A 14,116-nucleotide genomic window follows, 5' to 3' on the forward strand; every position below is an offset into this window, starting at 1 on the left:
AACTCTTTATTTGTCAGTAGTCATAACAGGGGCGGGTGGAACGGGCTGACCAAAACGGTTGCCCACCACAAAAGCCAGCAAACTTAGCAGTAGCGAGGGCACGATAGGATGAAAGCCCAGGTACTGAATTTTCAGGGTGGCGAGCACGGCATACAGCACGCCGCCGACGATCATCGCGCTCAGGGCTCCTGCCGCGTTGGCACGCTCCCAGTACAGGCCCAGAACCAGTGGCCACAGGAAGACCGCTTCCAGCCCGCCAAACGCGAGCAGGTTCAGCCAGATGATCATCTCAGGCGGACGCCATGCGGCCAGCAACAGCAGCGCGCCGAGGATCAGCGTGATCATCGCCGACATCCGCTTCAGGCGTTTCTCGTTATTCAGCTGTTCCGGGTGCAGGTTCAGGTATAAATCCTTAATGATCGTAGCGGAACTCTGCAATAACTGCGCGTTGATTGTCGACATGATCGCCGCCATTGGCGCGGCAAGGAAGATCCCGGCGGCAAACGGCGGCAGTACTTTCACCATCAACGTAGGGATGACCAGATCCGGGATGGTCAGATCCGGGATCACCGCGCGACCCAGCGCACCGGCGAGATGCATGCCAAACATCAGGATAGCGACCACGATGGTGCCGAGAATAATCCCGCGGTGCACCGCCTTGCTGTCTTTATAGGAGATACAGCGCACCGCCGTGTGCGGCAGGCCGATAACACCAAAGCAGACCAGAACCCAGAAAGAGGTCATAAACGTCGGTGACAGAATATCGTCCGTTCCCTGGGGAGACACCAGCTTTGGATCGATATGTTCCAGGGTCTGCACTGCCATGCTCAGACCACCCGCAGCATGAACGATACCGACGAGCAGTACGATGGTGCCTATCAGCATCACCAGCCCCTGCATCGCATCATTCAATACGCTGGCACGGAAGCCGCCGAAAGCGGTGTAGAGCGCGATACTGATACCGAAAATCAGCAAACCGGTTTCGTAAGGGATGCCTGCGGCGGTTTCCAGCAGTCGTGCGCCGCCGATAAACTGCACGGTCATCGCACCGATAAACGCAACCAACAGACTGAGGCTCGCCAGCCATACCAGCAGACGGCTCTGATAGCGGGCGAACAGCATATCGTTGAGCGTTACCGCGTTATACCTGCGGGCCAGAATAGCGAATTTTTTCCCCAGTACCCCGAGCGACAGCCACACGGCAGGCAGCTGGATCATCGCCAGCAGCACCCATCCGAGCCCGTATTTATATGCCGCGCCCGGGCCGCCAATGAACGAACTGGCGCTGATATAGGTGGCCGTCAGGGTCATGGCCAGCACGAAGCCGCCCATCGAACGGCTGCCGAGAAAATACTCGTTGAGGAATGCCCCGGTCGAACGCTTGCGCATCGCATAAATCGACAGGCCAAACACCACCAGCAGGTAGGCAATAAGCGGCAGGATCACTTCAGGCTGCATCATCATCCTCCAGCGGAATATCGCGGTAGATAAACTTCACCATCGCCCAGCACAGCAGAATGAAAATCAGGGGGATCAGCAGACAAGCCATTTCAAACCAGCGCGGCAGGCCGGTAAAGCCCTGCTGAGAACCTGGAATGTAAGCACTTGCTAACCATGCTGCAAGATAGAGGAGGGTAAGCCACAACGCCCAGCGGGCTTCTTTGTGGGCCTGAACAAAACGCGCGTCCATAAGGCTCCCGGGGTCAATTTAAAGCGGGGATTGTACCTTAAGGGGCTGGCAAGAGGAGAGAAAAAGAAAAAAGGCCGGATAATCCGGCCTTTTGCTGCGAATACAGGATTATTTTTCCTGTAAGCCGAGTTTTTTCTCCAGATAGTGGATGTTGGTTCCACCATGCTGGAAATGCTCGTCATTCATAATGCGGATCTGCAGATCGACGTTGGTTTTGATGCCGTCGATGATCAGCTCCTGCAGCGCATTTTTCATGCGTGAAATCGCGACATCACGGTTTTCGCCGTAACAAATCAGCTTACCAATCATTGAGTCATAGTACGGAGGTACGGTGTAGCCTGCGTAGATATGAGACTCCCAACGTACGCCGAAACCGCCTGGCGCGTGGAAGCGGGTAATTTTACCTGGGCTCGGCAGGAAGGTGTTCGGGTCTTCGGCGTTGATACGGCATTCCACCGCATGGCCACGAACCTGGACTTCTTCTTGCTTGATGGACAGCGGCTGGCCAGCCGCGATACGCAGCTGTTCTTTGATCAGGTCAACGCCGGTAATCATTTCGGTGACCGGATGTTCAACCTGAATACGGGTGTTCATTTCAATGAAGTAGAACTCACCGTTTTCAAACAGGAACTCAAAGGTGCCTGCGCCGCGATAGCCGATGTCGACACACGCTTTAGAGCAGCGTTCGCCGATGTAGCGACGCAGTTCCGGGGTAATGCCCGGCGCCGGCGCTTCTTCGACCACTTTCTGGTGACGACGCTGCATGGAGCAGTCGCGTTCCGCCAGATAGATAGCGTTGCCCTGGCCGTCAGCCAGTACCTGGATCTCGATGTGACGCGGATTTTCCAGGTATTTTTCCATATATACCATGTCGTTGCTGAATGCAGCTTTTGCTTCAGCTTTGGTCATGGAGATGGACTGGGCCAGTTCAGCATCGCTGCGTACAACGCGCATACCGCGTCCGCCGCCGCCGCCGGAGGCTTTGATGATAACCGGATAGCCGATGCGTTTTGCATGAGCGCGGTTCGCATCCATATCGTCGCCCAGCGGGCCGTCAGACCCCGGAACGGTCGGTACGCCCGCTTTCTTCATCGCGGTGATCGCAGACACTTTATCGCCCATCAGACGAATGGTGTCGGCTTTCGGGCCGATGAAGATGAAGCCTGAACGTTCAACCTGCTCAGCAAAGTTGGCGTTTTCGGACAGGAAGCCATAACCCGGATGGATGGCCACCGCGCCGGTAATTTCCGCTGCGCTGATGATTGCCGGGATATTCAGATAGCTTTTTACGGACGGAGCCGGGCCAATACAGACCGTCTCATCCGCTAACAGTACGTGTTTTAGATCGCGATCCGCAGTGGAGTGCACAGCGACGGTCTTGATGCCCAGTTCTTTACAGGCACGCAGGATACGCAGTGCAATCTCGCCTCGGTTAGCGATAACAATTTTATCCAGCATGTTCGCCTCGTTACTCGATGACTACCAGCGGCTCATCAAATTCTACCGGTTGGCCGCTTTCGATCAGAATGGCTTTCACCACGCCGGATTTATCGGCTTCGATCTGGTTCATCATTTTCATCGCTTCTACGATGCACAGGGTGTCGCCCACGTTAACTTTCTGACCGACTTCCACGAACGCTTTTGCGTCCGGGCTCGGGGTGCGGTAGAAAGTACCGACCATCGGGGAACGTACGATGTGACCGCTGATTTCTGCTTTCGCCGGCGCGTCTGCCTGAGCGGCGGCGGCCGGTGCTGCTGCAACCGGTGCCTGAGCCTGCATCATCGGCGCGGCATAAGCCTGCTGCATGACCGGGTAGCCCGCATTTGGCGCGGCACGGCTGATGCGTACAGACTCTTCGCCTTCAGAAATTTCCAGTTCGGAGATGCCTGATTCTTCAACCAGCTCGATCAGCTTTTTAATCTTACGAATATCCATGAGTGGGTTCCGTACTCTTTGTTTAGTGTGATTGTGACAGGCGTTTTACCGCCGTCTGTAAAGCGTATGAATAGCCGTCCGCACCGAGTCCGCAGATGACGCCCGAGGCGATATCCGACAGATAGGAGTGGTGACGGAACGGTTCGCGTGCATGTACGTTGCTCAGGTGAATCTCGATAAACGGGATACTGACCGCAAGCAATGCATCGCGGATAGCCACGCTGGTGTGCGTAAACGCGGCCGGATTAATCAGGATATAGTCCACGGTGTCTTTAGCCTGATGAATTCGGTCGATTAGCGCGAACTCCGCATTGGACTGCAGGTGATCCAGCGCCACGTTCAGAGCCGAAGCTTCTGATTCCAGACGGTTAACAATCTCAGAAAGCTTAAGGGTGCCATACTTCTCAGGCTCACGGGTGCCGAGCATGTTAAGGTTGGGTCCGTTTAAAAGCAAAATGCGAAACTTGTCAGCCATTGTGTGGCTATCTCCTGCCATTCTCGGGTAAAAAACAAAATATACCTTCGAAGCGCGCTTGTCACCTTTTCAGGGCTCGAAAACCCCGTCAGGAAAACCAAAGTCGCACATTATAACGATTTCGTAGCATTTGGCAGCTAAATACTGGTCTTATCAGGGAAGATTATCAACCGCTATCGTTCAAAGCATCGCGGTTGATAAAAGATCTGCGGGAAACTGCACATATCCGATGATTATCGCCACCACTGACGGAACTTCTTGTAACGCCATGCTAAAAGCAACGCGGCCAGCACGGCATAAATCACCGGCTGCGGGGATAAAATCTTCACCGACCACAGGTAGTGAATGGGAGCAAGGATTGCCACCAGATAGACGAAGTTGTGCAAAGTTTGCCATCGGCGACCCAGTTTTCTCTGCAGCGCTTGTGCTGAAGTGGCGGCCAGCGCCAGCAAAATCAACCAGCTGATAAAACCCAAAGTCAGGTAAGGTCTGCTGACTAACTCCGAACCCAGCAGCGCCAGATTGTTGATACCTAACTCCAGCAGCGTGTAGCTGGTGAGATGCAGCGTTGCCCAGGCAAAGCACCACAACCCGAGTAAACGCCGGGTACGAATCAACAAAGGTTGTTTAGCGTAGCGCGCGAGCGGTGAGACGAGCAAGGTCGCAAGCAAAAATTTAAGAGCCATCCTACCGGTAAAATGCTGGATATCTTTTGCCGGATCGGCGCTAAAGTAGCCCTGTTGTCCGGCCCAGAAGAGCCAGATAAAGGGCAAGAGGCCGGCCAGATGGAGGGCCACCTTCAGCCAGGTAATCTGTTTTACGCTCAGACGCACTAGTAATACTCCCGCAGATTCAGTCCCCGATAGAGCGATGCCACCTCGTCAGCATAGCCGTTAAATAACAGCGTCGGCTGGCGCTTAACATCAAGTACGCCGCCAGAGCCGATAACACGCTCTGTAGCCTGCGACCAGCGCGGATGATCGACGTGCGGATTGACGTTAGCGTAGAAGCCATATTCTTGCGGCCCGGCGAGATTCCAGGTGGTGGGGGGCTGCTCGCGCGTCAGCTCGATACTGACGATGGATTTAATACCTTTAAAACCGTATTTCCATGGGACGGTCAGCCGGACAGGGGCGCCATTTTGCGGCGGCAGCGCTTTACCGTAAACGCCGACGCTCAGCAGTGTCAGAGGGTGCATGGCTTCATCCAGCCGCAGACCTTCTACATAAGGATAAGCCAGTCCCCCGCCGATAAAGCGATCTTTTTGCCCCGGCATTTGATCCGGTGCATAGAGGGTTTTAAATGCGACAAAACGGGCGTTGCTGGTGGGTTCAACCAACGCCAGCAGTTTATGTAGCGGGAAGCCGACCCAGGGCACCACCATTGACCAGGCTTCCACGCAGCGCATCCGGTAAATACGCTCTTCTAGCGGAAAGCGCCGGGTCAGATCGTCATGATCAAGCGTCAGCGGTTTGGCCACCTCTCCGCCAATCGTGAGGGTCCAGGGATCGGTACGCAGGCTGCCGGCATTGGCCGCGGGGTCTGCTTTATCAAGACCAAATTCATAGAAGTTGTTATAGCCGGTGACTTTATCTTCCGGCGTCAGCGTGAGCGAGCTTTGCCACTCCGCGGGTTTATTGAACGTCAGGGCTTTACCTGCCGGGGCCGGCGGGCGGTCGTGACCTTTAAACCAGTCCAGGAGATCGGCCCGCGCCGTGGGGGAAAGAGAAAGGGCCGTTGCGGTGATCCCGAGTGACTTCAGCACCTGGCGGCGCTGCAGCATAAATACGGATTCTGCCGTGACATCGGCTTCCGTGAGTTTTTTAGGTTTCATGACATCCTCCGACATGCTTTTTTCTAAGCATGACGGAGGCGGCGATTTATCGCGAATATGTCACGAAAAATTGCAGATTAGGCGATCTTCACCAGCGTCCGCCCCTGGATCTGATTGTTCATGATCTTAGCGGCAAATGCCGGGGCCTCTGCGAGGGTAATTTCCGTGGCGCTCGCTGAATAGAAGGATTCCGGCAGGTCACGCACCAGACGTTGCCAGGCTTCAGCGCGACGCGCGGGCGGCGTCATGACGGAATCGACGCCCTGCAGGCGAACATTGCGCAGAATAAACGGCATTACCGTCGTCGGCAGCGCAAAGCCTCCGGCCAGACCACAGGCGGCGACGCAGCCGCCATAGTTCATCTGCGCCAGCACTTTCGCCAGCACCTTGTCCCCGACGGTATCGATCGCGCCAGCCCACAGCTGTTTTTCCAGCGGACGGGTTTCGGCAAACTCTTCGCGACCGAGAATGCGCTGCGCGCCGAGGCTTTTCAGATATTCATGGGTGCTTTCGCGGCCAGAGACTGCGACGACCGAATAGCCGAGCTGATGCAGCAGCGCAATGGCGGTACTGCCGACGCCGCCGCTGGCGCCGGTGACAATGATTTCACCATCCTGCGGACGGATACCGGCATCTTCCAACGCCATGACGCACAGCATTGCGGTGAAGCCGGCGGTACCGATCGCCATCGCTTTACGGCCATCAAGACCTTCCGGCATTGCGACCAGCCAGTCGCCTTTCACGCGCGCACGCTCGGCCAGACCACCCCAGTGGTTTTCACCGACGCCCCAGCCGGTCAGCAGCACTTTCTGGCCGCTGTGGAAACGCGGATCTTCGCTTGAGTGAACGCTACCGGCGAAATCGATGCCAGGAATCATCGGAAAGTTGCGGATGATTTTTCCCTTGCCGGTGATCGCCAGCGCATCTTTATAGTTAAGGCTCGACCAGTGAATATCGACGGTGACATCGCCCGGCGGCAGCTGGTCGGCGTCGATGGTTTGCACCGAAGAGATTGTTTTACCATCCTGCTGTTCTAATATTAAAGCCTGCATATGCGGGTCCTTATTTGTACAAAGATTGGAAAAATTTTTCTGCAGACTATACTCGCTATCGACATTATTACGCCGATATAACGCAATAAATTGCCAGAAACGCCAGCTTTGATAGTATGCCTCGCGCTTTAGAAAGTTAGTGCTTACTTTAGGTAAAGCGCCAGTACACGAGCCTGAAAATCTATCGGGCGGTCATTCACTCGCGGAGTTAACACAGGGATGCGATTAACGACGAAGTTCTCAGCATTTGTCACGCTGCTTACCAGCCTGACCATCTTTGTCACGCTCATCGGTGCTTCGCTGAGTTTTTATAACGGTATCCAGCTGAAGATGGAGAATCGCGTCCAGGCCGTGGCGACGATGCTGGATAACCGCCTGATCTCATCCTCGTTCGATAAGCTCGAACCGCAAATGGATGAGCTGATGACGCCGGTGGAGATTGTGCAGGTCGATTTTCTGCTTAACGGCAAGCCGGTGTACGGTCACTCGCGTAGCGACAGCTATCGTCCGCCGGGGAGTAAGAATCAGTATCGTGAAATAACGGTACCGTCGTTAAAACATCCCGGTATGACGATTCACGTGGTCTACCTCGACCCGATGGTGAATTATTTCCGCTCGCTGCACATCACCGGGCCCTTATCGATAGCTATCGGTCTGATGGTTCTGGTTATCTTTTTCTCCGTACGCTGGATTCGCCGTCAGCTTGCAGGCCAGGAGCTGCTGGAGGTGCGCGCTGCGCGAATCCTCAGTGGCGAACGCGGGCCGCAGGTTCGAGGGTCGGTACATGAGTGGCCGGCCAGCACCAGCAGCGCGCTGGATATGCTGCTTTCCGAACTGCAGTTTGCCAGCGATCAGCGTAGTCGTATGGATACGCTGATTCGTTCTTATGCTGCACAAGACTCGAAAACCGGGCTGAATAATCGTCTGTTCTTTGATAATCAGCTGGCAACTCTGCTGGAAGATCAGGAAAAAGTGGGTTCGCACGGTATCGTGATGATGATTCGCCTGCCGGAGTTCGATCTGCTACGTGATAACTGGGGACGAGCCGCTGCCGAAGAACACTACTTCACGCTCATCAACCTGCTGTCGACTTTTATTATGCGCTATCCCGGGGCGCTGCTGGCGCGCTACCACCGCAGTGATTTTGCCGTACTCCTTCCTCACCGTACCTTAAAAGAGGCCGATAGCATCGCCGGGTTGCTGTTAAAAGCGGTGGATGCGCTGCCGCCGACGCGGATTCTTGACCGCGATGACATGATGCACATCGGTCTTTGCGCTTTCCGCAGCGGGCAGACAACGGCCCAGGTGATGGAACGCGCCGAGGCCGCGACGCGCAATGCGGTGCTACAGGGCAGCAATAGCTGGGCCGTCTACGATGACTCGTTACCGGAGAAAGGGCGCGGTAACGTCCGCTGGCGTACGCTGATTGAACAAATGCTCAGTCGCGGCGGGCCGCGGCTGTACCAGAAGCCGGCCGTTACCCGCGATGGACGCGTCCATCATCGTGAACTGATGTCGCGGCTGTATGACGGAAAGGAAGAGGTGATCGCGGCAGAATATATGCCAATGGTGCAACAATTTGGTCTGGCGGAAGAGTACGACCGCCTGCAGATCACGCGGTTACTGCCATTTTTAAGTTTTTGGCCGGAGGAAAACCTCGCGCTGCAGGTGACGGTAGAGTCATTGATCCGGCCGAGATTTCAGCGCTGGCTGCGTGATACCTTGATGCAGAGTGAAAAATCGCAACGTCGACGGATTATTTTTGAACTTGCAGAGGCAGATGTTTGTCAATATATCGGCCGCTTACAACCGGTAATGCGCCTGGTCAATGCTCTGGGTATTCGTGTCGCCGTCGTGCAGGCCGGATTAACGCTGGTTGGAACTAGTTGGATCAAGCAGTTGGATGTCGAAGTGATTAAGCTGCACCAGGGGCTGTCGCGCAATATCGAAAAGCGCAGTGAGAACCAGCTGCTGGTTCAGAGCCTGGTGGAGGCCTGTAAGGGCATGCCGGTCCAGGTTTTTGCAACCGGCGTTCGCAGTCGCAGTGAGTGGCAGGTGCTGTCTCAGTGCGGTGTCACGGGTGGTCAGGGGGAATTTTTTGCCGCCTCACAGCCACTTGACACAAATGTGAAAAAATATTCGCAAAGATACTCGGTTTGATCTGCCGTTTAGCGTGATTTCACGTAGAATAACGCGCGCCATAGTGAAGGGGGTGTGCTTGTCTACCTGCCGGATTATCGCAATGTAAATGCCAGTAAATGACCTTTGACGGGTTACAGATTCAGGCGCGGAGCGCTGTTGATGATTTCGCCACTGAATGGACCCGGTAAATTTGTAACGAAGGAAATGCGCTGCACTAATTTTCACCGTAGCAGATGATTTTTGCGCCTTGTCGCTGCTGCGTGTGGTTGGTAAAGTAAGCGGATTTTGTTTTCCGCCCCAGCTTTCAGGATTATCCCTTAGTATGTTAAAAAAATTTCGTGGCATGTTTTCCAATGACCTGTCCATTGACCTGGGTACTGCGAATACCCTGATTTATGTAAAAGGACAAGGCATCGTATTGAATGAGCCTTCCGTTGTGGCCATTCGTCAGGATCGTGCCGGCTCGCCGAAAAGCGTCGCTGCAGTTGGTCATGAAGCGAAGCAGATGCTCGGGCGTACACCGGGCAACATCGCGGCGATTCGCCCGATGAAAGACGGCGTTATCGCCGACTTCTTCGTCACCGAAAAAATGCTCCAACACTTTATCAAACAGGTGCATAGCAATAGCTTCATGCGTCCAAGCCCGCGTGTTCTGGTGTGCGTACCGGTCGGTGCAACCCAGGTTGAGCGTCGTGCGATTCGTGAATCTGCTCAGGGCGCTGGCGCTCGTGAAGTCTTCCTGATTGAAGAGCCGATGGCGGCTGCGATTGGCGCGGGCTTACCGGTTTCTGAAGCGACCGGTTCTATGGTGGTGGATATTGGTGGCGGTACCACAGAAGTGGCGGTTATCTCCCTGAACGGCGTGGTTTACTCCTCTTCCGTTCGTATCGGTGGTGACCGTTTCGATGAAGCCGTGATTAATTATGTGCGTCGTAACTACGGATCTCTGATCGGTGAAGCGACGGCTGAACGTATCAAGCATGAAATCGGTTCGGCGTATCCGGGCGATGAAGTGCGTGAAATCGAAGTTCGCGGCCGTAACCTGGCAGAAGGCGTGCCGCGCGGCTTTACCCTGAACTCGAACGAAATTCTCGAAGCGCTGCAGGAACCGCTGACCGGTATCGTCAGCGCGGTCATGGTCGCGCTGGAACAGTGTCCGCCGGAGCTGGCTTCCGATATCTCCGAGCGTGGTATGGTTCTGACTGGCGGTGGCGCCCTGCTGCGCAACCTCGACCGTCTGTTGATGGAAGAGACAGGTATTCCTGTCGTAGTTGCAGAAGATCCACTGACTTGCGTCGCACGTGGCGGCGGTAAAGCGCTGGAAATGATCGACATGCACGGCGGCGACTTGTTCAGCGAAGAGTAGTCAGCCGAAGGTCCAGGGTAGCCTCAAAAGCTACCCTTGGTCTTAACTGACACGAGAATACGCATAGCCTATGAAGCCAATTTTTAGCCGTGGCCCGTCGCTACAGATTCGCCTTATCCTGGCGGTTTTGGTGGCGCTTGGCGTGATTATCGCCGACAGCCGCCTGGGTACGTTCAGTCAGATTAGAACGTACATGGACACTGCCGTCAGCCCTTTCTACTTTATCTCAAATGGTCCCCGGGAATTGTTGGATAGCGTATCGCAAACGCTGGCAACCCGCGATCAGCTCGAACTGGAAAACCGCGCGCTGCGTCAGGAACTGCTGCTGAAGAACAGCGATTTGCTGATGCTGGGTCAGTACAAACAGGAGAACGCGCGTCTGCGCGAGCTGCTGGGCTCGCCGCTGCGCCAGGATGAGCAAAAAATGGTGACTCAGGTCATCTCTACGGTTAACGATCCTTATAGCGATCAGGTTGTCATCGATAAGGGCAGCGTTAACGGCGTTTACGAAGGCCAGCCGGTGATCAGCGACAAAGGCGTTGTGGGTCAGGTCGTCGCGGTGGCGAAGTTAACCAGCCGCGTGCTGCTCATCTGCGACGCGACGCATGCGTTGCCGATTCAGGTTCTGCGCAATGATATTCGCGTGATTGCGGCGGGTAACGGATGCACTGACGATTTGCAGCTGGAGCACCTGCCGGCGAACACCGATATTCGCGTCGGCGATGTGCTGGTGACCTCCGGTCTCGGTGGCCGCTTCCCTGAGGGCTATCCGGTTGGCGTGGTCTCCTCGGTGAAGCTCGACACGCAGCGTGCGTATACGGTCATTCAGGCGCGCCCAACGGCGGGTCTGCAGCGTCTGCGCTATCTCCTGCTGCTGTGGGGAGCCGATCGTAACGGGGCCAACCCGATGACGCCGGAAGAGGTGCACCGCGTCGCCAATGAGCGTCTGATGCAGATGATGCCGCAGGTTCTGCCGGCACCGGATGCCATGGGGCCGCAAATGCCTGCGCCGGCAACCGGCATAACGCCGCCTTCGCAACCTCTGCCTGCAGGGGGACAATAGTGGCAAGTTATCGAAGCCAGGGACGCTGGGTTATCTGGCTCTCGTTTCTTATCGCACTATTGCTGCAGGTCATGCCCTGGCCGGCGGATTTGACCGTCTTCCGGCCAAACTGGGTGTTCCTGATCCTGCTTTACTGGATCCTCGCCTTACCGCATCGGGTGAACGTAGGCACCGGTTTCGTCATGGGGGCTATCCTCGATCTTATCAGTGGGTCGACACTGGGCGTTCGCGCGCTATCGTTAAGTATCATCGCTTATCTGGTGGCGCTGAAATATCAGCTGTTTCGCAACCTGGCGCTCTGGCAGCAGGCGCTGGTGGTGATGATGCTATCCCTTGCTGTGGATATCGTTGTTTTCTGGGCAGAGTTTTTAGTGATCAACGTCTCTTTCCGTCCGGAAGTGTTCTGGAGTAGTGTAGTAAACGGCGTGCTCTGGCCATGGTTATTCCTGCTGATGCGGAAAGTCCGTCAGCAATTTGCGGTGCAATAAGGTTGATATGACGACTCTGTATCTCGCTTCAGGCTCTCCGCGTCGGCAGGAACTGCTGACGCAGCTGGGGCTATCTTTTGAACGTCTGGTTCCCGGTATTGAAGAACGACGCTTGCCGCAGGAGAGCGCCGGGCACTACGTTGCGCGTCTGGCGCGTGAAAAAGCGCAGGCGGGGGTCGCACTGGCGTCGCGCGATCTGCCGGTGCTGGGGGCGGATACCATTGTTATCCTGAACGGCGAAGTGCTGGAAAAACCGCGCGATGCCGCTCACGCCGCCGAGATGCTGCGCATGCTCTCCGGTAAGACGCATCAGGTCATGACGGCCGTGGCGCTGGCGGATAAGCAGCTGACGCTGGATTGCCTGGTGGTGACGGAAGTCACCTTCCGCCTGCTTTCAGAACAGGATATTGCCAGCTATGTGGCCAGCGGAGAACCTCTGGACAAAGCAGGTGCATACGGTATTCAAGGGTTGGGTGGCTGTTTCGTCAGGAAGATTAATGGCAGCTATCACGCCGTGGTCGGCTTACCGCTGGTAGAAACGTATGAGTTGCTGAGTAACTTTAACTCACTGCGTGAAGAAAAGGGATAAAGATGACGGCAGAATTATTAGTTAACGTAACGCCATCGGAGACGCGCGTTGCGTACATTGATGGCGGTATTCTTCAGGAAATTCATATTGAGCGTGAAGCGCGGCGCGGAATCGTAGGCAATATCTACAAAGGTCGTGTCAGTCGTGTACTGCCGGGGATGCAGGCGGCTTTTGTAGATATTGGTCTGGACAAGGCCGCATTTCTGCATGCGTCAGATATTATGCCGCATACCGAATGCGTCGCCGGGGAAGAACAAAAGCAGTTTACGGTGCGCGATATTTCCGAACTGGTTCGTCAGGGCCAGGACCTGATGGTTCAGGTGGTGAAAGATCCGCTCGGCACGAAAGGCGCCCGCCTGACGACGGACATTACGCTGCCTTCCCGCTATCTGGTCTTTATGCCGGGAGCTTCTCACGTCGGCGTGTCACAGCGTATCGAGAGTGAAGCTGAACGCGAGCGGTTAAAGAAGGTGGTGGCCGAGTACTGCGATGAGCAGGGCGGTTTTATCATCCGTACCGCCGCGGAAGGGGTGCATGAACAGGAGTTAGCCGCCGATGCGGCTTACCTCAAGCGCGTATGGACTAAGGTCATGGAGCGCAAAAAACGGCAGCAGACCCGTTATCAGCTGTACGGTGAACTGGCGCTGGCTCAGCGCGTGCTGCGCGATTTTGCCGATGAGCATCTGGACCGTATTCGCGTCGACTCCCGCCTGACGTATGAATCGCTGGTGGAGTTTACCGCCGAATATATGCCGGAAATGACCAGCAAGCTGGAGCATTACAGCGGCCGTCAGCCGATTTTCGATCTCTTTGACGTGGAGAACGAAATTCAGCGCGCGCTGGAGCGTAAGGTGGAGCTGAAATCCGGCGGCTATCTGGTTATCGATCAAACCGAAGCGATGACCACCGTGGATATCAATACCGGGGCATTTGTCGGTCATCGCAATCTCGACGATACCATTTTTAATACCAATATTGAGGCGACTCAGGCGATTGCCCGCCAGCTGCGTCTGCGCAATTTGGGGGGGATTATCATTATTGATTTCATTGATATGAATAATGAAGATCACCGCCGCCGGGTGTTGCATTCACTGGAACAGGCGTTGAGTAAAGACCGGGTCAAAACCAGTATTAACGGCTTCTCCCAGCTTGGTCTGGTAGAAATGACCCGTAAGCGGACTCGTGAAAGCGTTGAGCACGTGCTGTGTAAGGATTGCCCTACCTGCCACGGACGCGGTACGGTGAAATCGGTGGAAACGGTGTGCTATGAAATCATGCGTGAGATTGTGCGTGTGCATCATGCCTACGATTCCGATCGTTTCCTGGTCTATGCTTCTCCTGCGGTTGCGGAAACCCTGAAAGGGGAAGAGTCGCACGCGCTGGCGGAAGTCGAAATCTTTGTCGGCAAACAGGTCAAAGTACAAATTGAACCGCTCTATAATCAAGAGCAGTTCGATGTCGTTATGATGTAATCATCTGGT

14 protein-coding genes are annotated in these 14,116 nt (G+C 55.2%); 6 read left to right on the top strand and 8 right to left on the bottom strand.

Going from position 1 to position 14,116, the window contains the following annotated elements:
* Positions 1-6: 6 nt before the first annotated feature.
* From panF to acuI, 8 genes are all read right to left on the bottom strand, one after another.
* Positions 7-1,458, bottom strand: coding sequence for a sodium/pantothenate symporter (gene panF, locus Q1L34_RS02350; RefSeq protein WP_327204566.1), 1,452 nt, complete (start codon positions 1,456-1,458; stop codon positions 7-9).
* A complete protein-coding gene (locus Q1L34_RS02355; protein WP_004868304.1) occupies positions 1,448-1,690 on the bottom strand; it encodes a YhdT family protein in 243 nt (80 codons plus the stop codon). The genes panF and Q1L34_RS02355 overlap by 11 nt, the downstream gene beginning before the upstream one ends.
* Positions 1,691-1,798: 108 nt before the next feature.
* Positions 1,799-3,148: an acetyl-CoA carboxylase biotin carboxylase subunit gene (accC, locus tag Q1L34_RS02360; protein ID WP_004868303.1), complete on the bottom strand. Its 1,350-nt coding sequence runs from the start codon at positions 3,146-3,148 to the stop codon at positions 1,799-1,801.
* Between the two features lie 10 nt (positions 3,149-3,158).
* On the bottom strand, positions 3,159-3,626 hold the full coding sequence (accB, locus tag Q1L34_RS02365) for an acetyl-CoA carboxylase biotin carboxyl carrier protein (protein WP_004868302.1): 468 nt from the start codon (positions 3,624-3,626) through the stop codon (positions 3,159-3,161).
* A gap of 22 nt (positions 3,627-3,648) precedes the next feature.
* A complete protein-coding gene (gene aroQ / locus Q1L34_RS02370; RefSeq protein WP_004868300.1) occupies positions 3,649-4,101 on the bottom strand; it encodes a type II 3-dehydroquinate dehydratase in 453 nt (150 codons plus the stop codon).
* Positions 4,102-4,334: 233 nt separating this feature from the next.
* The gene (msrQ, locus tag Q1L34_RS02375) at positions 4,335-4,934 is read right to left on the bottom strand and encodes a protein-methionine-sulfoxide reductase heme-binding subunit MsrQ (RefSeq protein ID WP_099144003.1); all 600 of its coding nucleotides are present in this window, start codon (positions 4,932-4,934) and stop codon (positions 4,335-4,337) included.
* Positions 4,934-5,935 (bottom strand): protein-methionine-sulfoxide reductase catalytic subunit MsrP, encoded by a 1,002-nt coding sequence (gene msrP, locus Q1L34_RS02380; RefSeq protein WP_004868291.1) that lies wholly within the window; start codon positions 5,933-5,935, stop codon positions 4,934-4,936. The genes msrQ and msrP overlap by 1 nt, the downstream gene beginning before the upstream one ends.
* A 77-nt stretch (positions 5,936-6,012) precedes the next feature.
* On the bottom strand, positions 6,013-6,987 hold the full coding sequence (acuI, locus tag Q1L34_RS02385; RefSeq protein ID WP_004868287.1) for an acrylyl-CoA reductase (NADPH): 975 nt from the start codon (positions 6,985-6,987) through the stop codon (positions 6,013-6,015).
* A 219-nt stretch (positions 6,988-7,206) separates the two neighbouring features.
* Between acuI and csrD the strand changes: the two genes are divergently transcribed.
* The 6 genes from csrD (at position 7,207) to rng (ending at position 14,107) form a co-directional block, all read left to right on the top strand.
* Positions 7,207-9,147: an RNase E specificity factor CsrD gene (gene csrD / locus Q1L34_RS02390; protein ID WP_015585638.1), complete on the top strand. Its 1,941-nt coding sequence runs from the start codon at positions 7,207-7,209 to the stop codon at positions 9,145-9,147.
* A 304-nt stretch (positions 9,148-9,451) separates the two neighbouring features.
* Positions 9,452-10,495: a rod shape-determining protein MreB gene (gene mreB / locus Q1L34_RS02395; protein WP_002918653.1), complete on the top strand. Its 1,044-nt coding sequence runs from the start codon at positions 9,452-9,454 to the stop codon at positions 10,493-10,495.
* A 70-nt stretch (positions 10,496-10,565) separates the two neighbouring features.
* A complete protein-coding gene (mreC, locus tag Q1L34_RS02400; RefSeq protein WP_004868280.1) occupies positions 10,566-11,558 on the top strand; it encodes a rod shape-determining protein MreC in 993 nt (330 codons plus the stop codon).
* Entirely contained in the window at positions 11,558-12,046 is a 489-nt protein-coding gene (gene mreD / locus Q1L34_RS02405; protein WP_004868276.1) for a rod shape-determining protein MreD, read from the top strand. Before mreC ends, mreD begins: the two co-directional genes overlap by 1 nt.
* 7 nt (positions 12,047-12,053) lie before the next feature.
* Complete coding sequence (locus tag Q1L34_RS02410) at positions 12,054-12,635, top strand: Maf family protein (RefSeq protein ID WP_004868273.1); 582 nt, start codon at positions 12,054-12,056, stop codon at positions 12,633-12,635.
* 2 nt (positions 12,636-12,637) lie between these two features.
* On the top strand, positions 12,638-14,107 hold the full coding sequence (gene rng / locus Q1L34_RS02415; RefSeq protein ID WP_004868271.1) for a ribonuclease G: 1,470 nt from the start codon (positions 12,638-12,640) through the stop codon (positions 14,105-14,107).
* The last annotated feature ends 9 nt before the right edge of the window (positions 14,108-14,116 follow it).

It is taken from the genome of Klebsiella ornithinolytica (assembly GCF_030505655.1).
GTDB lineage: Bacteria > Pseudomonadota > Gammaproteobacteria > Enterobacterales > Enterobacteriaceae > Klebsiella > Klebsiella ornithinolytica.

Excerpts from the sequence above, each read along its gene's own strand:
- panF (WP_327204566.1), bottom strand. The coding sequence starts at position 1,458 with ATGCAGCCTGAAGTGATCCTGCCGCTTATTGCCTACCTGCTGGTGGTG.
- Q1L34_RS02355 (WP_004868304.1), bottom strand. The coding sequence starts at position 1,690 with ATGGACGCGCGTTTTGTTCAGGCCCACAAAGAAGCCCGCTGGGCGTTG.
- accC (WP_004868303.1), bottom strand. The coding sequence starts at position 3,148 with ATGCTGGATAAAATTGTTATCGCTAACCGAGGCGAGATTGCACTGCGT.
- accB (WP_004868302.1), bottom strand. The coding sequence starts at position 3,626 with ATGGATATTCGTAAGATTAAAAAGCTGATCGAGCTGGTTGAAGAATCA.
- aroQ (WP_004868300.1), bottom strand. The coding sequence starts at position 4,101 with ATGGCTGACAAGTTTCGCATTTTGCTTTTAAACGGACCCAACCTTAAC.
- msrP (WP_004868291.1), bottom strand. The coding sequence starts at position 5,935 with ATGAAACCTAAAAAACTCACGGAAGCCGATGTCACGGCAGAATCCGTA.
- acuI (WP_004868287.1), bottom strand. The coding sequence starts at position 6,987 with ATGCAGGCTTTAATATTAGAACAGCAGGATGGTAAAACAATCTCTTCG.
- csrD (WP_015585638.1), top strand. The coding sequence starts at position 7,207 with ATGCGATTAACGACGAAGTTCTCAGCATTTGTCACGCTGCTTACCAGC.
- mreB (WP_002918653.1), top strand. The coding sequence starts at position 9,452 with ATGTTAAAAAAATTTCGTGGCATGTTTTCCAATGACCTGTCCATTGAC.
- mreC (WP_004868280.1), top strand. The coding sequence starts at position 10,566 with ATGAAGCCAATTTTTAGCCGTGGCCCGTCGCTACAGATTCGCCTTATC.
- Q1L34_RS02410 (WP_004868273.1), top strand. The coding sequence starts at position 12,054 with ATGACGACTCTGTATCTCGCTTCAGGCTCTCCGCGTCGGCAGGAACTG.
- rng (WP_004868271.1), top strand. The coding sequence starts at position 12,638 with ATGACGGCAGAATTATTAGTTAACGTAACGCCATCGGAGACGCGCGTT.